24 protein-coding genes and 1 pseudogene are annotated in these 23884 nt (G+C 44.4%); 14 read left to right on the forward strand and 11 right to left on the reverse strand.

All coding sequences use genetic code 11. The annotated features are described in order from the left end of the window. Positions 1-5: 5 nt before the first annotated feature. Together BGM23_RS16705 and BGM23_RS16710 are read right to left on the reverse strand one after the other, a co-directional pair. Entirely contained in the window at positions 6-1265 is a 1260-nt protein-coding gene (locus BGM23_RS16705) for an ABC transporter permease (protein WP_003244912.1), read from the reverse strand. Next, positions 1258-2154 carry an ABC transporter ATP-binding protein gene (locus BGM23_RS16710; protein ID WP_003233262.1) on the reverse strand — a complete coding sequence of 299 codons (897 nt, stop codon included), beginning with the start codon at positions 2152-2154 and terminating at the stop codon, positions 1258-1260. The genes BGM23_RS16705 and BGM23_RS16710 overlap by 8 nt, the downstream gene beginning before the upstream one ends. A gap of 126 nt (positions 2155-2280) precedes the next feature. On the opposite strand from BGM23_RS16710, the gene BGM23_RS16715 reads away from it, so the two are divergent. Beyond that, positions 2281-2466 (forward strand): YhzD family protein, encoded by a 186-nt coding sequence (locus BGM23_RS16715; RefSeq protein ID WP_003233264.1) that lies wholly within the window; start codon positions 2281-2283, stop codon positions 2464-2466. Positions 2467-2486: 20 nt separating this feature from the next. Here the strand turns inward: BGM23_RS16715 and BGM23_RS16720 are convergent, their stop codons facing one another. Continuing rightward, positions 2487-3254: an enoyl-CoA hydratase gene (locus tag BGM23_RS16720; protein WP_046380896.1), complete on the reverse strand. Its 768-nt coding sequence runs from the start codon at positions 3252-3254 to the stop codon at positions 2487-2489. 164 nt (positions 3255-3418) lie between these two features. Between BGM23_RS16720 and khtS the strand changes: the two are divergent. The 3 genes and pseudogenes from khtS to khtU all read left to right on the forward strand — a co-directional run bounded on the left by khtS (position 3419) and on the right by khtU (position 5541). Then, positions 3419-3756 (forward strand): annotated as a pseudogene (gene khtS, locus BGM23_RS16725) (K(+)/H(+) antiporter modulator KhtS). A gap of 63 nt (positions 3757-3819) precedes the next feature. Then, the gene (gene khtT / locus BGM23_RS16730) at positions 3820-4317 is read left to right on the forward strand and encodes a K(+)/H(+) antiporter subunit KhtT (RefSeq protein WP_003233269.1); all 498 of its coding nucleotides are present in this window, start codon (positions 3820-3822) and stop codon (positions 4315-4317) included. A gap of 6 nt (positions 4318-4323) precedes the next feature. Continuing rightward, entirely contained in the window at positions 4324-5541 is a 1218-nt protein-coding gene (khtU, locus tag BGM23_RS16735; protein WP_003233272.1) for a K(+)/H(+) antiporter subunit KhtU, read from the forward strand. A 17-nt stretch (positions 5542-5558) separates the two neighbouring features. Here the strand turns inward: khtU and BGM23_RS16740 are convergent, their stop codons facing one another. After that, complete coding sequence (locus BGM23_RS16740; RefSeq protein WP_014479327.1) at positions 5559-7064, reverse strand: coproporphyrinogen III oxidase; 1506 nt, start codon at positions 7062-7064, stop codon at positions 5559-5561. A 111-nt stretch (positions 7065-7175) separates the two neighbouring features. After that, entirely contained in the window at positions 7176-8042 is an 867-nt protein-coding gene (locus BGM23_RS16745; RefSeq protein WP_003233277.1) for a Cof-type HAD-IIB family hydrolase, read from the reverse strand. Positions 8043-8527: 485 nt separating this feature from the next. On the opposite strand from BGM23_RS16745, the gene BGM23_RS16750 reads away from it, so the two are divergent. Then, complete coding sequence (locus tag BGM23_RS16750; RefSeq protein WP_046664065.1) at positions 8528-9601, forward strand: DNA alkylation repair protein; 1074 nt, start codon at positions 8528-8530, stop codon at positions 9599-9601. A 43-nt stretch (positions 9602-9644) separates the two neighbouring features. Here the strand turns inward: BGM23_RS16750 and BGM23_RS16755 are convergent, their stop codons facing one another. Both BGM23_RS16755 and BGM23_RS16760 read right to left on the reverse strand, forming a co-directional pair. Continuing rightward, complete coding sequence (locus tag BGM23_RS16755; protein ID WP_003224239.1) at positions 9645-9998, reverse strand: YlbF/YmcA family competence regulator; 354 nt, start codon at positions 9996-9998, stop codon at positions 9645-9647. Between the two features lie 92 nt (positions 9999-10090). Continuing rightward, a complete protein-coding gene (locus BGM23_RS16760) occupies positions 10091-11224 on the reverse strand; it encodes a DUF445 domain-containing protein (protein WP_014479323.1) in 1134 nt (377 codons plus the stop codon). A gap of 266 nt (positions 11225-11490) precedes the next feature. Here BGM23_RS16760 and spaC point away from each other — a divergent pair, with 266 nt between their 5' ends. The 6 genes from spaC (at position 11491) to BGM23_RS16785 (ending at position 15599) form a co-directional block, all read left to right on the forward strand. Then, positions 11491-12582 (forward strand): spore coat associated protein SpaC, encoded by a 1092-nt coding sequence (spaC, locus tag BGM23_RS16765; protein ID WP_003245845.1) that lies wholly within the window; start codon positions 11491-11493, stop codon positions 12580-12582. After that, entirely contained in the window at positions 12572-13933 is a 1362-nt protein-coding gene (gene yheD, locus BGM23_RS16770) for a spore coat associated protein YheD (protein ID WP_003233284.1), read from the forward strand. Before spaC ends, yheD begins: the two co-directional genes overlap by 11 nt. Before the next feature lie 149 nt (positions 13934-14082). After that, the gene (locus BGM23_RS16775; protein WP_082359950.1) at positions 14083-14301 is read left to right on the forward strand and encodes a YheE family protein; all 219 of its coding nucleotides are present in this window, start codon (positions 14083-14085) and stop codon (positions 14299-14301) included. A 205-nt stretch (positions 14302-14506) separates the two neighbouring features. Continuing rightward, a complete protein-coding gene (gene sspB / locus BGM23_RS16780; protein WP_003233287.1) occupies positions 14507-14710 on the forward strand; it encodes a beta type acid-soluble spore protein SspB in 204 nt (67 codons plus the stop codon). Positions 14711-14814: 104 nt separating this feature from the next. After that, entirely contained in the window at positions 14815-14940 is a 126-nt protein-coding gene (locus BGM23_RS21550) for a hypothetical protein (RefSeq protein WP_003245136.1), read from the forward strand. 38 nt (positions 14941-14978) lie between these two features. Continuing rightward, complete coding sequence (locus tag BGM23_RS16785) at positions 14979-15599, forward strand: SDR family oxidoreductase (protein ID WP_029726325.1); 621 nt, start codon at positions 14979-14981, stop codon at positions 15597-15599. A gap of 48 nt (positions 15600-15647) precedes the next feature. Here BGM23_RS16785 and bmrD read toward each other — a convergent pair whose 3' ends face one another. The 3 genes from bmrD to BGM23_RS16800 form a co-directional block, all read right to left on the reverse strand. Next, positions 15648-17669 (reverse strand): multidrug resistance ABC transporter ATP-binding protein/permease BmrD, encoded by a 2022-nt coding sequence (gene bmrD, locus BGM23_RS16790; RefSeq protein WP_029726326.1) that lies wholly within the window; start codon positions 17667-17669, stop codon positions 15648-15650. Next, complete coding sequence (bmrC, locus tag BGM23_RS16795; RefSeq protein ID WP_017695382.1) at positions 17666-19423, reverse strand: multidrug ABC transporter ATP-binding protein BmrC; 1758 nt, start codon at positions 19421-19423, stop codon at positions 17666-17668. Before bmrC ends, bmrD begins: the two co-directional genes overlap by 4 nt. A 119-nt stretch (positions 19424-19542) precedes the next feature. After that, on the reverse strand, positions 19543-19704 hold the full coding sequence (locus BGM23_RS16800) for a hypothetical protein (protein WP_010886461.1): 162 nt from the start codon (positions 19702-19704) through the stop codon (positions 19543-19545). Positions 19705-19867: 163 nt separating this feature from the next. Here BGM23_RS16800 and BGM23_RS16805 point away from each other — a divergent pair, with 163 nt between their 5' ends. Both BGM23_RS16805 and nhaC read left to right on the forward strand, forming a co-directional pair. Continuing rightward, positions 19868-20368, forward strand: a complete 501-nt coding sequence (locus BGM23_RS16805; RefSeq protein WP_015252456.1) for a universal stress protein — start codon at positions 19868-19870, stop codon at positions 20366-20368. A 126-nt stretch (positions 20369-20494) separates the two neighbouring features. Continuing rightward, the gene (nhaC, locus tag BGM23_RS16810) at positions 20495-21856 is read left to right on the forward strand and encodes a Na+/H+ antiporter NhaC (RefSeq protein ID WP_029726327.1); all 1362 of its coding nucleotides are present in this window, start codon (positions 20495-20497) and stop codon (positions 21854-21856) included. A gap of 42 nt (positions 21857-21898) precedes the next feature. On the opposite strand, the gene dat is transcribed toward nhaC, so the two are convergent. After that, positions 21899-22747 carry a D-amino-acid transaminase gene (dat, locus tag BGM23_RS16815; protein WP_015715588.1) on the reverse strand — a complete coding sequence of 283 codons (849 nt, stop codon included), beginning with the start codon at positions 22745-22747 and terminating at the stop codon, positions 21899-21901. 284 nt (positions 22748-23031) lie between these two features. Here dat and BGM23_RS16820 point away from each other — a divergent pair, with 284 nt between their 5' ends. Beyond that, on the forward strand, positions 23032-23880 hold the full coding sequence (locus BGM23_RS16820; RefSeq protein WP_029726328.1) for a polysaccharide deacetylase family protein: 849 nt from the start codon (positions 23032-23034) through the stop codon (positions 23878-23880). Positions 23881-23884 lie beyond the last annotated feature (4 nt).

Raw genomic sequence — 23884 nt, forward strand, 5'->3', positions numbered from 1 at the left:
TCCAATCAGTTTTTCGCTAAACGTAGCGCTTGTTTGATCGCTTTGAACGCGCTTGAATTGCCGTAAATTAATACACCGCCTTTATAAATTCTGGCGCCGATAACGGCCAGTATGACAATGGTGAGCAGTGTGATTCCGATTCCGACAGCCGCCTGCCAGAACGGAATATCAAGCATGCCGACGCGCAGGAACATAATCATTGGCGTAAAGAACGGAATAAACGAAGTTACCGTAATAAATCCTGCGTCAGGCGCATTCAAACCGAACATCGCGATCATAAAACCGGCGACAACCAAAAGCGTCATCGGCGTGATCGTTTGCTGCACGTCCTCTATTCTGCTGACGACACTGCCAAGAAACGCGGCAAGTGTCGCGTACAAAAAGTATCCGAGCAAAAAGAAAATGACAGCATAGATGACAGTGGTTGCAGATACGTCGGTCAAATTAAGGAATCCGCCGACAGATGAAGCCGTTTCGCTCTTTTGGTTCAGCTTAAGCGACAGAGAGCCGGCTCCTATAATAATAGCAAGCTGTGTGATCCCGACAAGCCCGATACCAAGCAGCTTTGCAAACATTTGCTGGATCGGCGGCATACTTGAGATCAGGATTTCCATAACTCGCGAAGATTTTTCGGTTGCGACCTCCATCGCTATCATGCTGGCATACATAATCACCGAGAAATAAATGACGAACAGCATAATGTAAACAAGCCCTACCGTCTGGCCAAGCTCTTCCTCAGACTTTGCCCCTTCTTTCAGCGCCTTCTGCCCCACAGTAACAGGCGCATAAAGGCTGCTGATCGTTTCCTGCGACACGCCGAGCTCCGCTGTTCCGACAGCTGTTTTGGTTTGCGTCAGCGCCTGCTGCAGTGTTTGATACGTGCTTTCATCAGAAATCGTTAACGCTTTATATGTTCCTGAAATGGTCCCTTTTTCATCTCGTTTGATGATGAGCATGCCATCGAGTGATTCATCTTTGACTTGCTTTGTGACCTCATCCTCCGATTGCTTCGACAGTTTCACATCAAGATCGCCGTCAGTATCCACCGCTTTCAGCTGCTTTGAAAAAACCGGATATAATTCGTTTGTTTCATCAACAACGGCGATTTTTTCTTTCGCATCGTCACCTTGAAACAAAGAAATGATCGACTCCAGATTCGTTACAACTAAAACAAGCAGCACCGTGATGACAGTCGAAATAATAAAGGATTTTGCCATAATCTTATTTTTGTATGTATGAGAAAGCATGATCCAAAATTTATTCATAGACGGCCCCCACCTTTTCTATAAAAATATCATGCAGTGACGGCTCTTCAAGCTCAAACTTTCTGATAAACCCTTTTCCCTGTAGCATCGCAAAAATCTCTTGAGAAATGTCTTCATTGGCAATCTGCAGCTTGACGCCGTCTGCCGTTTCCTTCCATTGAAGAATGCCTTCATGGGACTGCAAAAAGCGCAGATCGTCATCGGAGTGAATGGTAACATTCTTTTTACCGAAAGAACGCTTGATCTCCTTCAGCTTGCCTTGTACAACCGGTTTTCCTTTCTGCAATATGCAAAGGTTCTCACAAAGCTCCTCCACATGTTCCATCCGATGGCTTGAAAATAAAATAGAAACACCGCTGTTTTTCAGCGAGATCACGGCCTCTTTTAGCAGCTCAACATTGACAGGGTCCAAGCCGCTGAATGGTTCATCAAGAATCAGGAGCTCCGGCTTATGCAAAACTGCCGAAATGAATTGGATTTTCTGCTGATTCCCCTTCGAAAGCTCTTCCACCTTCTTATTCTCGTAATCTGTAATATTGAAGCGTTCAAGCCATGTCCCGAGCTCTTTTACAGCCTCTCGCTTCTCCATCCCTTTTAATCTGGCAAGATAGACGAGCTGATCCCTTACCTTCATTTTCGGATAAAGGCCCCGCTCTTCCGGCAAATAACCGATTTTGTTGCTGATATGATAATTCACAGGACGGCCCTTCCAGCTGATTGAGCCCTCCGTAATGCTTAATAATCCTAGGATCATGCGAAACGTTGTTGTTTTTCCCGCTCCGTTTGCGCCTAATAGACCGAACATTTGCTGTTCCGGAATATCTAAGTCCAATCCGTCAACGGCTTTATAATCTCCAAATGTCTTCGTTACGTGATCAATTGTAAGCACTGAATCTCCTCCTTCCCTGACCCATTATATACTAATTTTGGATAAAGCATAATAAAGGATTTTGATTTCCTTTTTAGAATATAAATGAAGAAAGACTGATAAACCTTAAAATGGAGGAGAAACCTGATGGCTGATTATTTCCTTACCGTATTTGATCCTTCGGGGAACACGCTGGTAAACGAGCAATTCGAGGCAGAACATGAAGAAGCGGCAAAAACGCATGGTGAAGCCCTCTTAAAAGAAAAAGAGCTTCATAGTCATACTCATCGTTTAGTCAATGCAGCCGGAAAGCTGATTTTGTTTCACAGATGATCAGCTTTCCGGCTGATCTGTTACGCTTGAAACTTCGGCTCCCGTTTTTCTAAAAAGGCACGGATTCCTTCTTGGTGATCCTTGGTCCTTCTCATTCTCTCTTGGGCGCTGCGCTCAAGGGATAGCACTTTTTTCAGTTCTTCAATTTGGAGGCTTTGAAAAATACCTTTCGTTTCGATCATCGCCAAAAGAGGGGAGGCCAACAGGGTTTCGATAATGGGTCTTGCGCCTTCGGCAGGGTCTCCGGCAAATGTCCCATCAAGAAGCCCCATATCGGCAGCTTCCGAGGCAGATAGTTTTTTTCCGCTCCAAATCAGTTTTTTCGCTTTTGCTTCACCGATTCTTTTCTTCAGCAAATAATGTCCTCCGCCGTCCGGAACAAGCCCAATGCCGATAAAATTCATCGCGAGAACGGCGTTTTTTTCAGCGAGCACAATGTCCGTACAAAGCGCCAAACTCAGGCCCAGTCCCGCAGCAGCACCATGAATGGCTGCAATTGTCACTTTCTTCATCTGATATAAATTCAGGGTGACAGCCTCAATCGTATCCATCAGCCGTTTAAATTGGTCAGGGTCATGCTCTGACGTCATCATCCTGATATCACCGCCGGCCGAAAAGCCTTTCCCGCTTCCTCTCAGGAGAACGATGAGCGCCTCGCTTGCAGCCGCCATTTCGACTGCCTCCTTCAATTCAGACAGCATCTGTTCATTCAGGGCGTGATGGGCATCAGGCCGATTCAGGATAATCTCTGCAACGGCCCCATTACATGCATATTGAACAAACTCCATTAAAAGCACCTCCATGTATGCGCTTACTTTTTTCTTTCTCCTATACATTCCCCGCCATCCCCAAATAAACCTTTTTATTTTTCAAGGTCAATAGATACTGAAAAATGCATATTGTTTGAATGGAAACATAAAGTTTTATATAGTGAAAAAGAAGGGATATCTTGATGAGAAGGGAGGAAAGGACATGGATAAATTGCTGATCAGTTTTCTGTTAAGTTTATTTATGGTGTACTTTCCCCCTTCGGACGTGGTTCTGCCTTCCCAGTTTGAAGCAAGCACTGACAGCTATGTGCCTATGTCCTCATATCCGCAGGAAACACAATCGGCAAAAACGCCGTCGCCGGGCAGCATTCACCCGGCTGAGCTGATCAAAGAGTACAGCCCGCTGGCACAGTCTGTCAGGCATCTCTCTGTCAAACCACTTGACGAACCGCTGATAAACAGGCTGGAAAAGGCTTGTGCCGTCCCTGTCAAATACCAGTCTAATTACCTCCGAATATAATTTGCTCAAGTTTTATTTGTAACTCACCCCATACTGCCAACACTACATTCGGAGGGATTTTCATTGAATATTAAAGAAAACGATCTGCCGGGCATCGGCAAAAAGTTTGAAATCGAAACAAGAAGCCACGAAAAAATGACGATTATCATTCATGATGACGGAAGAAGGGAAATTTACCGGTTTAATGACCGGGACCCGGATGAGCTTCTTTCAAATATTTCATTGGATGATTCTGAAGCAAGGCAAATTGCAGCTATTCTCGGAGGCATGGTCTATAAACCGCAAGCTCTGGAGTCCATCGAAATGGCCTTCAGCGATCTTATTATTGAATGGTTTAAGGTCGAAAAAGGCGCCAAATCGATCGGGCGCACACTCGGAGAGCTTGATGTTCGCCAGAATTACGATGTCACTGTGATTGCCATTATCAAACACAACCAGGAAAAACTCCTAAATCCCGGAGCCGATTCGATTATTGAAGAAAATGACACCCTTGTCCTCTCAGGTGAGAGAAAGCATCTGAAGAAACTGATTCACGATTTTCTTTCTGGAGAGGGCGTGTGAGCCCCGATGGACCATCTTGTATTTGAAGTCGGAACTGCACTTGTCCTTGTGGCAATCGCCAGTGTGATCGCCAATAAAATTAAATTTTCGATTATTCCGTTTCTGATTGTGCTGGGAATGCTTGTTGGACCGCACGCGCCGAAAATGGGGATTATTGATCTAACATTTATTCAAAGCAGTGAAATCATCGAGTTTTTCGGGCGAATGGGCGTACTGTTCCTTCTCTTCTATCTCGGACTCGAATTCTCTGTCGGGAAGTTAATCAAATCAGGAAAATCAATCGCGGTCGGCGGGACGATTTATATTTTGATTAACTTCAGCCTCGGACTGCTTTACGGGTTTATCACCGGATTTTCCTTTCTGGAAGTCCTCATCCTCGCAGGCGTCATCACAATCTCGTCAAGTGCGATTGTCGCAAAAGTGCTCGTTGATTTAAAAAGAACCGCCAATCCGGAAACCGAATTGATTCTCGGCATCATCATGTTTGAAGATATTTTCCTTGCCGTATATCTGTCCGTTGTTTCCGGCCTTATACTAGGTGATGCGACATCCGTAGGGAGTGCACTCTTGTCCATTTTGATCGCCTTCGGTTATATGCTGCTGTTTTTTATCGCAGCAAGAAAACTCCCGCCGCTGTTGAACAAACTGTTGGACATTCGCTCAAACGAAGTGTTTATTATCGTCATTTTCGCAGCACTCTTTTTTATCGCCGGGTTTTCAGAGACGATTCATGTAGCAGAAGCAATCGGCGCGCTGCTGCTCGGTTTGGTCTTTTCAGAAACAGAGCATTCCGATAGGATTGAACACCTCGTTGTTCCGTTTCGCGACTTCTTCGGTGCGATGTTCTTTTTCAGCTTCGGCCTCAGTATCGATCCGTTTTCGCTTGGTGAAGCGGTTTGGCTTGCGTTGGGTGCAGTGATTTTGACCATTCTGGGAAATTTTATCGCCGGAATGGTGGCAGGACGACGCGCAGGGCTTTCTCATAAGGCTTCATCGAATATCGGGCTGACGATCGTATCGCGGGGAGAATTTTCGATTATCGTTGCGAATCTCGGAATAGCCGGCGGACTGTCAGCCACATTAAAGCCGTTTGCCGCATTATATGTCCTCATTCTGGCGATTTTGGGACCGCTTGTCACAAAGGAATCAAAACGAATTTACCGCTTGCTGAACAAGGTATTTAAATGGAAGCCTGAGGTTCAGCCCGCAAAAAAACAGGGATAAAAAAAGCAGCACTGTAATCAGTGCTGCTTTGTCGTTTTTTCAAAAATCTGCTCTAAATATTTGATTTTTTCGTCCGTGTAGTGCTCGAAGCGCTCATTGTACGATTTCGGATCTTTCGGATTCGCAAAATGCGTGATTTTCCCTGTATCCCGATCAATAAATTTACTAGCAGCGCCGCAGCCGATTCCGATAATCGTCTGGACCTCTTCCATAATCATAATGTTGTAGATGCTTTCTTGTCCCGGCAAAGAGTATCCGACGTTTTCAAGGTTTCCAAGAATGTTTTTCTGGCGGTATAAATAATAAGGCACGTACCCATGCTCTTTCGTCCAGGCTACCGCGTCTTCCATCATTTGAGAAACCTCTTCCCTGCCGGCAACTTTGTACTTATGCTTGTTTCTCGTCATTTCTGACGCCCGTTTAAATGAAAGAGTATGAACGGTAAGGGATTCCGGCATCAGTTTTTCTGTTTCTGAAAGACTGTGCCTGAACTCCTTCACGCCTTCCCCAGGCAAACCAATAATCAAGTCCATGTTGATATTATTCATGCCATGCTGGCGTGACAGATGATATTTCTCAATGGTCTCTTCAACCGTATGGTGCCGCCCGATCGCCTTTAGCGTTTCGTTTTCGTAGGATTGCGGATTGATGCTGATCCGATCAATGTCATATTTGTTTAAAACGGCGAGTTTTTCTTCTGTAATCGTGTCAGGACGACCGGCCTCCACCGTAATCTCACGAATGTTTTTCACATCCGGGAAGGAGCGGACCATTTCTTCATACAGCAGATCCATCTCCTCCGCTGTAATGCTTGTCGGCGTCCCGCCGCCAAAGTAAATGGTTGTAACCTTAACATCATGCTCCTTCAGCCATTCACCGATTTTCTGCATTTCGTAATGCAGTCCCCATAGGAATGAGCCGACTCTGCCCGCCTGTCCTTGGATAGCGTACGCAGGGAATGTGCAATACGCGCATTTTGTCGGGCAGAACGGAATGCCGATATAAATGCTGACTTCATCCTTTACTCGGTACAAATCCGGAACTGCCGCCAGCTGACGGTCAACAATTTCCTGCATTAGCATGATTTTTTCATCATGAATTAAATAGTCTTTTTTCAACTCAGCATGCGCTTGCTCCTTGGACATTCCGCTTTGCAGTTTTTTATGAAGCAGCTTTGTGGGCCGGATTCCTGTGAGGATTCCCCACTTCTGCGTAATGCCCGTATGCGCCTGAAGAAGATTGAGATACACATAAGAAATTGTGTTTTTCACTTGCTTAAAAGCTTCTTTTTCATTCATGCCGGGAGAAAAGAATTTTGTATGCTGTTCCTTTATGCCAGTTCCCTTCACTTCTCCCGAAACCGTCACATGCTCATCCGTTTGTGACAACGCTAAAGAAATGACAAAATCTGCGGGCTCCTCTCCGCCATACGCAAGCTCGCACTCTTCATAAAACAAATTTGCAATATTTTGCAGAGGCCGATGCAGGCGGTCATCATGTATGCCTTCTATTTTAATTTGCAACTTCATCACCTAATTTATCAGATTCAAAACTTTCTTTAGTGTACAGAAATAAACTGCTAAAATCAATCCGGCAAAAAAGCCGCCGCACCTGTCAGGGTGCGAGCGGCTTTTTTACACACGTTTCATGTGGAACTTATCAAGAAATCCTTTTCGCTGCTGCATTCGGAAATATTCCTTCATCATATAAGCGACACCTTGCTCGTCATTGGACCTTGTAACCCAATCTGCCTTTCTCTTAATTTCCGGAACGGCATTCCCCATCGCTACCCCAAGACCGGCAAGTTCGATCATCGGCAGATCGTCATACTGATGCCCAATGGCCACGACATCATCCATACTCAGGCCCAGCTCTGAAGCGACGAGGGCCAAACCCGCTTCCTTCGAGACACCTTTCGGGACGATATTCAGCTTCTCATCGTTTACGCGAATCACATCCACTGCAGGGAAGGCTTTTGTAATCGTTTCTGTAATGTCATGCTGAATGTCGTGCTCCGTGTACACCTCGATGACGGGTGCACTCACCGGCTCATCCATGAGGAGATCGCTTAATGATTCAACGAACTGGACTGGATAAAAGATCGGGTCAGACGGATGAATGAGTGCTTTCCCCAATAAATTCGAATTCACCTTTTTCTTGTTTCCGATGGAATACTTTTCGTGAAGAAGCCGAATATTACATTGATAGCTCTCCAGCACTTGAACAATGTTAAAGGTATGATCATCAGAAATTCTTTTTTCAAAAAACGGGGCGTCAATTTTCTCAGCGATATATGCCCCGCTATGGGTGATCAGCTTGGCATCAAGCTTTAGCGATTTCGCTATTTTCTGTGCTGAGCGAAAATGACGGTTGGTCACAAGTGTGACGTAAATCCCTTTTTTCTTTACATATTCAATCGCGTCTTTCGTTGCCTGATGAATCTTCCCGTTCGACCGAAGCAGCGCTCCATCTATATTTAAGGCAAGCAATTGTTTTGACACAGAGATGTCCCCCTCCTTGATGACTGTACTTGTGTATAGGATATGACCCTGTCTCTGTGTTTAGAACAACCTTTTCTTAAAGCAAAAAAAGCCTGGCTCAGCAGACTTTATGTATGGCTTGTTGATAGGATACGATCGAAGCAGCCATTCTCCCTAATATCGTTATTTCGATTTACGAAAAATCATGTATCAGGAACCCCTTGTTTGACCAATGATGCGCTCCGAACACTTACTCTCTGTTGCTTATCCCCTCTATATAACGGCATGATATGCGACCGTATCCATTTGAAATAGGTAAGTGTAGGCGCTTTCAATGTTATTATCTCAGTTTTCTTTTCCGATGACAAGGGTTTTTTTAACTAAAAAAAGTAACCAACTTTTGTATATCCGTGGTAGGATCAGTTGTTAATTTTTAGGACTATACACTTGATCCAGAACGTACATTCCCATACAATATAAATAATAAACGAAAAAGCGGTGTTTATATGGCTGATTTAAAAGAAATATATAATGAAGAACTGATATCTCAGTTGATCCATCATGTAAGGTCATCCTATCCTGATTTTAACAAAGACAGATTCGAGGATACATTACGGCTGGAGGACTGGCCTGAACTCACTTTAAAAGAGCGGATGCGCCGCGTGACAGTTTCTTTATACGAAACTTTGCCAAAACAATACGTTGAAGCGCTCGCAATTTTACGGGATACAGCACCTCATTTTAAAGGACTCAGCGGAATTTTATTTCCAGATTATGTGGAACAGTACGGGTTAGCGCATTGGGAAGAATCAATAAAGGCATTGGAATACTTTACGCAATATTCGACCTCAGAATTTGCTGTAAGGCCTTTTTTGCTGTTAGATCAAGAAAAGATGATTGCACAATTGCTTGCATGGTCTGAGCATAAAAATGAACACGTGAGAAGACTTGCGAGCGAAGGCAGCAGGCCCCGCCTGCCATGGGGAAAATCGATACCGGCTTTGAAATCGGACCCTTCCCCCGTATTGCCGATCCTTGAGAAGCTGATGCAGGACGAGTCCTTATATGTAAGGAAAAGCGTGGCCAACAACCTTAATGATATATCAAAAACGCATCCTCATTTACTGAGAAAAGTCGCAGATCAATGGTACGGAACACATCCCCATACAGACTGGATTATCAAACACGCCTATCGGACCTTATTAAAAAAGGGTGATAAACAGGCCTTAGCGCTTTTTGGTTATGAAAATGCTGATTCGATACAACTACATGATTTAACATGCCAGCCCAAACGTATAGTTATTGGCGAAAGCCTTGAATTTTCTTTCTATATTCATTCAGACAGGGATCAAAAAGTAAGAATTGAGTACGCAATTGATTTTGTAAAAGCAAGAGGCCAGCGTCATCAGAAAGTATTTAAAATAACTGAAACAACTATACGAAAAAACGAAACGAAGTCATACACAAGAAACCAATCCTTTAAGGATTTAACCACCAGAAAGCATTACAAAGGTATTCATACATTATCAGTGATCATCAATGGAGAGGTAAAAGATTCATTGGATTTCCAAGTTTGCTGAATGAATAAAAAATCCCTTCTTATCCAAGAAGGGATTTTGCTGATTAGCCTTCAACACTGCCGTAAAGCTCTTCTAAAGGCTTCATAATGATTTTGTTCAATTCACCAATCAGCATGCTCATGCGCTGCTCCGCTTCCATCAGCTGAGAAATTTTTTCGTGCTGCTGTACAAGCGCAACTGTTTTTTGAGCCTGCGTCACTTCTTCTTGTGTAATCTCTTCTCCTGCCATTTGTTTTTGCTGGAGTCTAAGCTGTACATCACGGAAGTTTTCGAACATGCGCTTCGCTGATTCATCTGCGTTAACTTCGTCGTAAAGGTTTTTTAAACGGGTGAACTCTTCGCTCCCACGTAATGCATTTTCCAGATCATACGCTACATCATAAAAATTAACAGCCATTGTAAATAGCTCCTTTCATCATTGCCGTTTGACATACCACTCCACTATAACAGACTATGGAGTTCCTTTCATTAATCAAAACCCATTTCTTCTTAAAAAAGGATGACAAACAATGCTTGAATCGCGCCTATAATTCCGCCGAGAAGGCCCCCCAAATAGGTAATCATTTTAAATTCTTTTTTTGAAATGGACAGCACCATTTCTTCAAGACGCTCCACCGGGAACTGATCCACCTGCTCCTTGACGATTTCCTCAAGACGCAACCGTTTTAAGACACTTTCAAGGTTGGACGAAATCCCTTCAAGCAATTTGTCTAACAGTGCCGGCAGCATTTGCTGGGTCAGCTCAGATTCATAGCGGACGGTAAGCGTGCCAATCGTATTGTCGAAGAAAGGGGCAGTCGAAAATGCTTGCAGCACTCTTCGTTTCAAACTGAAAATGAGCGCCTTTGCATTCCATTTTTCATCTGCTTCATTAAACGTATACTCCCTCAGCTTGCCCCATTCGTTTTTTAAGAGATCAGAAAGCAATTTATTTGTTTCCTCATTGCGCAAGAATTTCAGCAGCTCCGGCAGCACGCGATCCGCAAGGCTTGAATTGCCAAGAAACATTTGCACCATGCTTCCAAGCATGCCGCGCTCTTTTAAAAAGTCATCAATCATATTGCCAAGACGGATTTTTCCTTCATCACTTTCAAAATAACGGACACTCCGTGACAATATATATCCTGAAATCATCGGAATCTTTTCTTCAAGCTTTTCCTGCACCTCTATAGGCACCAGCTCTTTTAACGATTGGTGCCCGTATTGGCGGAAAAGCTCATTCAGCTTATCATCGGTCCAGCTGCTGATCCATGCATCAGCAGCTTTTTCGGGGCGCTTCATCCCGGCTTTTTCAAGCGCTTCTTTTACTGTCACTTCAGAAAGTGACAGCTTTTGAATCAGCTGTTCCCCCACTCGAAGAGCCTGCGTTTTGGCTGCATCAGAGACGAGCCGCTTTTTAATGCCTTCAGGGGTTAAGAGATGATTGACTACCATCAGTCCCATTTGTTTTGCAAGTTCATCTCGCCGTCTTGGAATCAGCCCGGGCGTAAAAGGAACTCGTTTCCCAAACAAATAGTACGCTTTATACGGCCTAAACAGCATTTGAATTGCTAAATGATTGGTCACCGCCCCAATGGCAGCGCCGATCACGATCATAAAAATAAAGGTTCCTGCAATACCCATTCCTATTCATCTTCCTCCATCTGTGCTTCAGCTTTTTTCATATAGATTATGTACCTATACGTATTATAGAGGCTCATGCAATCACTTAGCAAACGAGGAGACAAATTCCTGTTCTTAGAAAATCAGCTTGTTCTTTTGGAATAGGGCAAGGTGGAGAATCGTATTCTGTAAAGTAGAATACCGTCAGCTGCGTTCGTCTTACATGTATTTAGTGTAAAGCTGCGGACACCCGCCGGCAGCTTTTGAATAAAAGGGGGAGTCTCACCATGATAACACTCGGTTTTATGTCCTTATCCCGCCAGCATGAAGCGGATTATTCCGCAGAACTGGCCAAAAGAGCACCCGAATTCGGCATACGTTTCATCCGGTTTACACCATTTGATATTTCACCTGACACTTTGCGTGTCAAAGCATCGGTCTATCATTCGGCCAGCAGCACATGGAACGAAACTGAAATGGCGATTCCAGATTATATTTATGATCGCTGTTTTTACGGCAAGGATTCACATTCCCAAAAAGCAAAACCAATCGTTGAGTGGCTCAAAAAATATCCGAAAACGGAATTTATCGGGCGGGGTCTTCCCGATAAGTGGACCGTCCTTCACGATTTGCAGCAGCACTCTGTAATCAATCCCTATATTCCCGAAACGATAAAGGTGAGCCGCTACGAACAAATTCACTCCTTTTTATCCAAAGAAAAAGCCTGCATCCTTAAACCGGCATTTGGCGCGGGAGGCAGAGGCGTGATTCTTTTGAAGCTGGGCAAGAAAAACATCACTGCTACTTATCACATCGGAAAGGATAAGCAGACAAAAACGTTTTCCAACCAGACTTCTTTTAAAACATGGTGCAAAAAAGTGCTTCAGCATCAATATTTGCTTCAGCCTTACTTAAACATTCAAGATAAGGAACAATACCCTTGTGATATTCGTCTGTTTATGGAAAAAAACGAAGCAGGTGAATGGAATACAGTCGGAAAGGCAGTAAGACGCGGATACAAACACGGGCTGCTGGCCAATTTGTCAGGCGGATCTGATGCGCTGACATTTGACTCCTGGTTTGAAGATATACCGAAAAAACAGCAAGTGGTCTTACTAGATGATGTGTTTTCGATTACCCAATCGGTTCCGTATTATCTTGACGAGCGCTATGGGCCGTTGTTTGAACTCGGTCTTGATATATGTCTTGCTAAGGACGGGAGAATTTGGATTTTAGATATCAATTCCAAACCAGGCAGAAAGTCAATCCTGCGTGTCTCTCCCGAGCAAAAAGAACAGCTGTACACTTGTCCCCTAAAGCGCTGCCAATATCTGTTTTCTGAGCAAAGCCAGAAAGGAGTTCTTCCGCGTGAATCCTAAACGGTTTTTGATCGGCATAGACAAAACCAGTGAAAATACCCTGTTTCTGCCCTCTTCGCTGAAGCAAGACGGACTTTTGCATGCCGCATTCGGAACGAAGGTTGTCAGATGCCACGTTGCTTACAGACGGCATCTGGAACAAACCGTGCTTCTCTCTGAAAATCTGTTTCATGAGCTTTTGCTTCCCCACCGAAGCAGGGCAGATATACTGATTCATGATCATACAGTGCATATCGGGCCGTTAGTCGGCATCTTTACGGCAGGGTTTACTGTATCTCTTGAACGCCCATTTAAGGATCGTTCCCTCTTTTTTTCTAAGCTTGTCACGTTACACGAGCAAGCCGGAGGCTACTGCTTCGTTTTTGGCGCGCACCAAATCAATTGGGAGGAAGGCACGATTGAAGGCCTCCTTTACAGGGAAAACGGCTGGGAGAAAAAAATCGTTCCATTGCCGAACGTCGTTTATGACCGTTTGCCGAACCGAAAAATTGAAGATTCACTTCTCTTGCAACATACAAAAAAGAGGCTGATCGATGAATATCAGATCCCATGGTTTAATAAAACGTTTTTCAATAAATGGAACGTTCATCAATTGCTCGAAAAAGATCCAAGAACGGCACCCTTTTTGCCTAGATCCGAGCTGACACCGTCTGTGGAGCTGATAGATGAGCTCTGTGGCGCATACAAAAAAGTCTATATCAAACCGGCAAATGGAGCACTCGGCACCGGCATTTATCAGCTGACAAGAACAGATGACGGCCTGACGGTAAAGCATACGAATGACGCCAAAACTTTTACTTCAATTGATTATTCCGATGCCGCCTCATTCCTTGCAGAATTTCAAAAACATCACAACCCGTCCGACTTTCTCATTCAGCAAGGTGTTGATCTCATCGAATTTCAAGGCAAACCAGCGGATTTCCGTGTCCATACCAATAAAAACAGAAAAGGAAAATGGACAGTGACAGCAATCGCCGTAAAAATTTCCGGAAAGAACAGCATTACAACACATCTTTCTAACGGCGGCACTGTAAAGACACTTGCGGAAGTATACGATGATCCCGCTGAAAGAGTTGAGGTCATTAAAAAGCTTTCTGCAGCGGCACTGACTGCAAGCCATGTCCTTCATGATCATATCGAGGGGTTTATCGGGGAGATTGGTTTCGATTTTGGCATTGATCAGAACGGTAAAGTATGGATGTTTGAAGCGAATTCGCGCCCGGGCCGAAGCATTTTTTCTCATCCAAATTTGCATCATGTTGATTCTCTTACAAAACGAAGAAGTTTTGAATACGCGTCATATTTATCTGAGAAGGCAATCACATCTCCTGAAGCATTGTGGCCTTCGTAACCTGTCCGCTTTTTTAATAAAGCGGGCTTATCTTTATCCAAAGCTGGGACAAACTGCATGTTTAGGCCTCTTCAATGATGTTCTGAAACAATGATACAATGAACATAAGCCGTTTTTATTTAGGTCAATTGATACCAAATGTAAGGAGCGTGGCCGTAATGATTTCTCATTTCAGCTGGAAACCTTTGTTCCCAAAAGAAAAGCTGCCCGGATGGAAAATTTCATTTTATTATAAAGGGGCCCATTATGAAGGCATCTATCATAAGAGCGGTGAAATTGAATGGGGAGACTTGTTTCCCGCCCGCGCTGACGAGCCTGCTCTTACAAATGAGATACATGAACTGATGCTTTTTCATATTTATGACTAGCTTAGCCTAAACGGCTAAGCTTTTTTTATTTCTCAAGATTTACCACACAATTCTCCGCATGAGTTTCCGGCCATTTTAACATAATACTAGTAACAAGCCGGCAAGCATTGGGTTACGCCGAGGGGCAGTGACACCCGAGAAGGGTCCACAGACTGGTGCAACTCCAGTTAACCCAACCATACTAAATAAAAAGGAGATTTTACACATGGCTAACCAAAACTCTTCAAATGACTTACTAGTTCCTGGCGCAGCTCAGGCTATCGATCAAATGAAACTTGAAATCGCTTCTGAATTCGGCGTTAACCTTGGAGCGGACACAACTTCTCGCGCTAACGGTTCTGTCGGAGGAGAAATCACAAAACGTTTAGTATCTTTCGCTCAGCAGCAAATGGGCGGCAGAGTTCAATAACAATTCAATATATGGCTATAGAGGGCGCGGTTTCCGCGCCCTCTTTATTTTGTCACCCTTTTTTCCTGCTCCACATATCCTAGAAAAAAAGGGAGGGAATCGGGGTGTCATTCATCACCATTGTGAATTGGGAGCTGGTTCAGTTCGTAAGTGTATCCATGATTCATGAATATGTTTCCCATCGTTCTGTTTATTTGTACAGGTATTCTTTCCCGCGCTGTTCAAACTGAGAACATCCTTTTATAATGAAAGGCGAGGAGGTTTTTTGATGAAAATCGCTTTATTAGGAGCCAGCGGCCGCGTCGGACAAGCCTTTTTAACACAAGCTGCAGCAGATGAAAGATTTGATATTTTCGCTCTGATCAGATCTCAACATGCTGATTTTCCCCTTTCAAAAGACAGAACCATCATGGGGAACGCCCGCCGCTTAGAAGATGTGAAAAAAATAATGGAGAATGCTGAAATCGTGATCAGCTGTCTAGGCACAGATGGTGATGATACCTTGTCAACTGCTATGGCACACATTCTCTCCGCTATGGAGGAACAGCATATCAAACGGCTTATTACGATCGGCACCGCAGGGATCCTAGATTCTCGATATGAACCGGGAAAATACCGGTTTGAAACAAATGAATCGAAACGAAAGCAGACCCGCGCAGCCAAGGAGCATGCAAAAGTATACGAAATGCTTAAACAATCATCATTAGACTGGACAATCATCTGCCCCACTTACCTCCCGGACGGAACAGCAACCGGCGTTTATCGTACGGAGCGTAACGTTTTGCCTGAGGGCGGCACAAGCATTTCGGTCGGCGATACTGCGGACTTTTTATATCGTGAGCTCGTTACAGGTGAGTATGTCGGAAACCGTGTCGGACTGGCTTATTGACTACATAAACCAAAAACCCAAAACACGATTGTTTTGGGTTTTTGAGCGTTATGCAATGGAATGTTTCTGTCCCTTTTGCAGTTCATACATTTGATAATATTGGCCTTCTAATGCCATCAGTTCCTCGTGGTTCCCTCTCTCAACAATTTCCCCTTTATCAAGAACCAAAATCTGATCAGCATTTCTGATTGTTGAAAGCCGGTGAGCGATGACGAAGGTGGTGCGTCCTTGTTTGACGACATCAAGCGCCTTCTGGATCACGGCCTCTGTCTCTGTATCAATATGCGCCGTTGCCTCATCTAAAATCAAGATCGCGGGATCAAACGCCAAAGCTCTAGCGAAAGAAATTAACTGCCGCTCTCCAGAGGATAGCGTGCTGCCTTTTTCAATCACGGGCTCATTAATGCCCTTCGGAAGCTTCTTAAGAAGAGGCTCAGCACCGACTTGCCGCAGTGCATTTTTTATTTCTTCTTCAGTCATTCTTTCGTCATCCAGACTTACGTTAGATCCGATTGTACCCGAGAATAAGTACGGGTCCTGAAGCACAATGCCCATATGGGATCTGAGTTCCTGTCTTGACATGTTGTAAATGCTTTTTCCATCAATTAAGACATCACCTTTTTGCGCATCATAAAAACGAAACAGAAGATTCAAAATCGAGCTTTTTCCTGATCCGGTATGGCCGACGAGCGCTACGGTTTCGCCTTTTTGCGCAGTAAAGGAAATATGCTTTAATACCTCTTCACCTTCTTGATACGCAAATGACACATCACGAAATTCAACCCGCCCCAGCGCGCGCTCCTTCGCCGGTTCACCCGCTTCTTCCGTATTCTTTTCTTCAAGCAGTTCAAAAACACGCCCGGCGGAGACCCTTGCAAGCTCCAGCTTTGAAAACTGATTGACGATGCCTGTGATCGGCTGAAATAACCGGTTCAAATAATCGACAAACGCGTACAGTACACCGATAGAAACAATCCCGGCCGCATTCAGGCTCGCACCGCCAAAATGCCAGATCAGACAGACGAACGCAAGATTGCGGATGACATTGACCAAATTATGGGACATTAAGGAGTTTAAATTCAGCATCCTGTTTTGGAAATAAAAATGTGATTCATTTAATTCCTCAAATTCTCTCATTGTTTCCTTTTGATGGCGGAAAGCCTGAATAATGGTCATGCCTTGAATTGACTCATTCATTTTTGCGTTAATGTCACTGTTGATCGAGCGGATTTTTTGGTTGTAATATGACGCATATCTCCGGTATATGACTGACCACAGCCAGATAATCGGCACAATTGCCAGACATACAAACGCAAGCTTCACATCAAGCAGAAACAAAGCCGTGAATATCCCGAACATATAGATTCCGCTTGTCACAAATGTGGAAAGCACTGTGACATATAAATCCCTGATAGCCTCCGTATCATTGGTAATCCGCGCAACGACTTTTCCGGCCGGAAGGTTGTCAAAATAGCGAATCGGCATTCTCTGTATGTGCGAAAACACGTCCTGCCTCATCTTTTGAATAATCCGATTGGCGCTCATCTGCAGCAGATAATGCTGTCCGTATTGAAAGAATACCGAAAACACAAGCAAGCCCCCATACAGGCAGATCAGTAACACCATTCCCTTTATTTCCGGCTGATAGAACTGGAAAAGTTCCTGCTTAGTCAGCTTTTCGGCAGCATATGTCCGGCTCTTGTCTCCGTTTGTGATCGTCAGCTTCCCGTCAGAAACTGTTCTATTCCCGTCGAAGCTGACAGCCTGATCAACAAAATAGAACGCCATTCCCACTTGATAAATATGTGCTTCTTTTGCTTTTGAAACAGGCTCCTGCAATCGGTCCTCTCTGACATATGAGACGCCGTGAAACTGAACGGCATTTTTATCTTTTTCCGCAGCTTCATACCATGTTTTCTCAATGCCGAGGATATGGTCGTCTATCATTTTTTTGCCAATAAAGGGCCCAGTCAGTTCTGCACCGACGGCAACAGCTAGCAAAAGGACGGCTGTGATCAGCAATTTTCGATAAAGAAGTGCGTATCTCCATAACGTTTTTCCTATTTTCATGCCCCTGCACCCCCTTCTTCCGCAGTGAACAGCTGCTGTCTTTCATATTGTTCCCGGTACCACCCATTATTAGCCAGTAGTTCTTGATGCGTGCCACTCTCAGCAATGACGCCGCCGTCCATCACAAGGATCAGGTCAGCGTGCTCTACTGCGGATAATCGGTGCGTCAAAATAAATGTCGTTTTTCCTTTGCGGTTTTCTCTGATGTTCTTGATAATTGCAGCCTCTGTTTTGGCATCTACAGCGGAAAGCGAATCATCCAGGATCAAGATTTCCGGATTCGCCATGAGTGCTCTCGCAATCGAAATTCTTTGTTTCTGCCCGCCTGACAGTGCCACGCCTTTTTCACCGACCATTGTCTCCAGACCAGACGGAAGCATGTGCAAATCTTTTTCAAAATGTGCTTCGGCAATCGCTTGCTGAACCTCTTTATCAGTTGCATCCTGTTTTCCGTATAAAATATTTTCTTTTACAGTCCGTGAAAACAGTAAATGATCCTGAGGCACATATCCGATCCATCCGCGGAGCCGGTCAAGAGGGATTTGCTGAATCGGTACGCCTGAAAATGTAATGCTCCCTTCACCTGGAGGATACTGGCGCAAAAGCTGCTTAATAATTGTCGTTTTTCCGCTCCCGGTTTTTCCGGCAATCCCGACAGTCTGCCCTTTTCGCACCGTAAATGAAATATCCTGAAGATTGTCACTTGTTGAGCTTGGATATGTAAAGCTGACATGACTGAAAACGATATCTCCAGGCTCTTTAAGATCAGCGGGCTGTTTTGGATCTGTCACATCCGTTTCATAAGAAAGAGTTTCATTTACCCGGTCTAATGACGCATTGCCGCGCTGCATCACGTTAATGAGTTCACCGATTGCAAACATCGGCCAAATCATCATGCCGAGATAAACGTTAAAGGACACTAACTCTCCAAGCGTCAGCTCGTTCCGGAATACAAGAAACGCTCCGTAGCCGAGCCCAATCAGATAGCTTGCGCCGACAAGCAGTTTCACCGTCGGCTCAAACAGTGAATCAATAAAAGCCACTTTCATATTTTTCTGATAAACATCAGCGGTCATTTCATTAAACCGGCGAACATCGTTTGTTTCCTGAACATACGCGCGAATCACCCGCACGCCTGAAACAGATTCCAGCACTCTGTCATTCAGCGCCCCGAACGCGTTTTGGGCCTCAGTAAACCGCTCATGAATTTTACTTCCATATAGACTGATTGCAATCGCCATGACTGGAAGCGGGATAATGGCGGCGAAGGTCAGCTTCCAGCTGATCAAAAACCCCATCGTCAAAAAGATCGTCATCATAAACATCGTAGAATCGACTAACGTCAAGATGCCAAACCCTGTCGTTAAACTGACGGCCTGAAGATCATTTGTCCCACGTGCCATTAAATCGCCTGTCCGGTTTTTTTCATAAAACGGCGGCGACATAGTCAGCAAATGCCCCATCAGCTTCGTACGAAGAATTTTCTCCATCAGATTCGCTCCGCCAAACAGTTGATGCATCCAAAAATAAGACATGATATACACGGCCGCCGTCAGCACAAAAAAGATACCGATATAAAACAGCAGCCCTTCCGCAGTAAATGCCCCTGCTTTCATATCATCTATGGCGTTCCCCAAGAGCTTAGGCGGAAACATTTCAATGACATTGACTGCTAATAAAAGGACAATCGCAATCGTATAGCGCAGCCAGTACGCCTTAAAAAACCAGCCAAGCTTTTTCAAAACTGAAAACATCTATCCCCATCTCCTCATCAGCCGCCTTCTATTTTTTCCTTGCAGCTTTTTTCATCCAATTTGGCACGAACAGCCCTCGCCTCTGTATTGGTCTTCACATCCCATACACCTGTCTTTCCTTAGATTTTGTATATAAAAAAGGCATGAAGCGTCAGCTCCATGCCTTTTTTAACCGATATGTTACGCACAGCGCTTTTCAGCGCGCGGTCCGACCTAAAAAACCGTTCACGAAAACAGAACAAAAGGTTTGCCGCGCCAATATGAAACTGTTTGATAAACACGCAAATTCCTTGGCATAGCAAACCCTCCTTCCATTCTGATTTCATCTTTTTATCATCATATAAACAAAACCTTTTATTGTCAATCATTACTTGAATAGGAAAAGGTTAATGGTGCTCAAATTCGGGTAGTAGTGTTGTAAGACGCTTTGAAAGGGTGAGAAGGATGTTCCATGCTGACCGTATCATTGTTGCGTTTGACGGAAGTGAAAATAGTAAGAAAGCGCTTCAGACAGCCATTGATCTTGCTAAAACCGTAAATGCCGCTATTACCGTCGCCCATTCACATGATATGAAAGACAATCAGACCGTCATCGACCCGCCCAGACCCGCAGCTGAGGCAAGCTATATCAGCGGAGGCATGACAAGTGTTCCTGATCCGCTGATATCGGATGTAACATCACCTGAGCCAATGATCTATGAAGACCGTACGGAAGAAGTCATCGCCGAAGCCAGAATGATGCTGAATGAACAGCAGGCAGATGGAGATATCGATATATTAGAAGGCGATCCGGCTGAATCAATTATCGAGCATGCAAACCGCATTTCTGCCGATATGATCGTAACCGGAAGCAGAGACCAAAACAGGCTGAAAAAGCTAATATTCGGAAGTGTAAGTGAAAAGCTTTCAGCGAAATCGGATATACCCGTCCTGATTGTAAAGTGAGCACGCCCTGTGCTCACTTCTTTTATATTCATAATTGTGAAAAAACATAGATTTTCGTTTTTTTCTGTTATAATGCTTTCGTGCCCAAAAGCACAAAAGCATTAAAGATAAATATGGGGTGTTATTTTGGATTCTCAAAAAAAGCTGACGTTTCCGTTAGCCGTCGGTTTATTTATATTGATGTTATGCATTATTATTTCTTGCTTATTCTTGCTTCATGTAGAACCTCATATCCCGCTGTTTTTAAGTGTTGTCATGCTTTCAGCAGCAGCTTTATGGTTTGGATTTCCCTGGAAGAGCATTGAAAAAGGGATTGTAGACGGGATCAAAAACGGCGTACAGCCGATTATCGTTCTAGCGCTGATCGGCATCTTAATCGGCGCCTGGATGTACAGTGGCGCCATACCGACTGTGACAGTTTATGCCCTATCCTTTATTGAACCAAGCCACCTTCTGTTGACTGCTTTGTTTTCATGTATGATCATCAGCACACTTGTTGGCTCAAGCCTGACAACTGTAAGCACAATCGGGGTAGCGCTGATCGGCGTAGCGAGCGCGGCTGGCGTTCCGCTTGAATGGACAGCAGGCGCAGTCATATGCGGCGCTTGTTTTGGGGATAAAATGTCGCCGATGTCGGACACAACCAACTTTGCAGCCGGAATAGGCGAAATACCAATCTTTGAACACATTCGCCATATGATGGGCACAACCATTCCAGCTTTGCTCATCACTGTCGTTCTGTTTTACTTTCTCGGTTCATCAGTGTCAGCGGACGCTGCTTCAACCGATAATATTCAGCAGGTCATAACCGGAATAAAAGATGCTGCAAACGTGACACCGTGGGCCCTTCTTTCTCCGCTCTTAGTCGTTTTGCTGGCAATGAAACGGGTATCAGTAATCCCCGTTCTGACTGCCGGAATTATTTCCTCGGGAATTTTGACTGCTATTTTTGTACCCGACAGCAGCCTGCAGGCGTTTATGACAGCTTTGCAAAATGGCACAACTTTCGAAACTGACAATGAGGCAGCCGCTAAAATTATTAACAGAGGCGGACTGCAATCCATGATGGGCTCTGTCTCTCTCATTATGATTGCTTTTGCACTCGGCGGATTGATGGAGAAAATCGGATTGATTTCTGCACTATTGGAAGGCGTCATGAAAGGTATCCGCTCAAAAGGCCGTCTAGTTGCAGCAACTGTCTGCTCAAGCATCGGCGTCAACTTGGCAACCGGCGAACAGTATTTATCGATATTAATACCGGGACAATCATTTAAATCTTTATATGACAAACAAAACATCCAGCGAAAATTTCTGACAAGGTCATTAGAGGACGGCGGAACATTAATTAACCCATTGATTCCTTGGGGCGTCAGCGGCGCATTTATGGCGAGCGCACTTGGTGTTCCAGTCATAGACTACATCCCGTTTACGTTCTTCCTCTATATATCGCCAATGATCTCCATTTTGATTGGATTTGTTAAAAAATAAAAAGAGCCCCGCTGTAAAAAGCGGGCTCTTTTCTTCGTTCATTTATGAAATGCTAGCAGCCTGTTGAATGCTTTCTTGAAAAGCAGCCTGAAGCTGTTTGGTCACCGGTCCGGGTTTCCCGCTTCCGACCGATTGTCCATCGAGCGTCACAACCGGAATAATTTCTGCCGTCGTTGACGAAATAAAGATCTCTTCCGCCTGTTTCAACTCTTCTTCACTGACAGGAGTCTCATCCAGTTTAATCCCATTCTTCTCAATCAGTCCTAAAATATTCATCCGTGTAATTCCATTGAGAATGAGCCGGTTAGCCGGATGTGTTCGCACTGTGCCGTTGATAACGGCATAAACGTTAGAGGATGTACCCTCCGTAACAACGCCGTCCCTAAGTAAAATGGTTTCAAATGCTCCCGCTTCATAGGCCTTTTGCTTCGTCATGACATTATACAGTAAATTCAGACTTTTGATATCACATCTTAACCAGCGAAGATCCTCATCTGTAATGGCCGCCACTCCGTATGCCTGCTCTTGCTCCGGTTTTTTCACCGTAAACGTATAGGCAGTAGTCTGCGGCTCGAGGCCGGCTTCATACTGGTGTTTTCGCGGGGCCACACCTCTTGTTGTCTGAATGTATACCGCTCCCTCACTGACCGCATTTTCCTGTACAAGCTTTTGCAGGTCCCACTCGAGATCTTCTATACTGAATGGCAGTGAAATTCCGATTTCAGCAGCACTTCTGAAAAAACGCTCTGCATGCTCACGTAAGCCGAACAATACTCCTTTGTACACCCTGATCACTTCATAGATGCCGTCACCAAACTGATAACCGCGATCTTCCAAATCGATTGATGCTTCACTGCGCCCAATCAGCTGGCCATTGACTAATACCTTCATAAAAGCCCTCCCTTTTCGAGATGTCCCTGATGTCATTCAAGCTGTCATTGTCACTAATTCTATCATATTGGACATGCTGAAAAACAGAAAGATCAAGAGATCTATAGCGGAAAGGAGTTTATTTTTTCCTTAAAATCTGACATTTCGACAACTTTTCTATGTGCTTTCCAGTTTTATTCCTGTATACTTGACTGGTAATACATAGGTTGTAAACATAAGGCACCTTCATAAGCTGCCTGCTGTACAGCATTATGTAGAGATTTTATGCCAATGGAGAGATTGTTATGCGACAAACGAGAGGAGAGGCTTCTCCTTCTGCAGTTTCGCTTGCTTTTAAATTTGCAAGTTTAGCAGTTTTATGTGTGCTGCTTTTGCTTATGGTGATTTTGGGTTATTCCAACAGTTCAACGAAAGCAAAGGAAGTCACTGTCACAACAAACGGCCAGCTTCGAGATGAGAAAGAAAGCCTTAAGCTGAAAAACGACTCCCCCGATATGCTGATAAAACATCTGCAGACAAAGCAGAACATGGGAGATAAAACAGTTTACTTAACCTTCGACGACGGCCCTTCAGCCGTTACAACCCGCTTGCTCGATGTACTGAAAAGCGCTGATGTAAAAGCGACGTTTTTTATGCTGTCACCGCGGATGAACGAATTCAAGCAGGCTGTGAAAAGAGCAGAAAAGGAAGGCCACGCACTCGGTTTACATGGCGTTACCCACAATAACAGATTGTTCTATCAAACACCGACATCTCCGCTAAAAGAAATGCAGGAGGCACGTGACACGCTGCAGGACATTACAGGATATAAAACCGATCTTGTCAGAACGCCATACGGAAGCAAGCCGTCACTAACCGCCTCACAAATTCGCAATCTGGAGAAAGATGGGTTTGTGTACTGGGATTGGACGATCGACAGCATGGACTGGAAATACCGGAATTCACAGTATGTGACCGCCGTATTACAGCAGCTTGAGAATATGGAACACAGCTCTTCAAGCCGCCCAAATGTAATTCTCATGCATGATCTTCCTGCTACTGTAAATGCGCTGCCGGTACTAATCAATAAATTAAAAGAAAAAGGCTATTCCTTCGGAGTGTTAGAGGACACAATGGTTCCTGTTCATGAATAAAAAA

The sequence above is a fragment of the Bacillus sp. FJAT-14266 genome (assembly GCF_001719225.1).
GTDB lineage: Bacteria > Bacillota > Bacilli > Bacillales > Bacillaceae > Bacillus > Bacillus subtilis.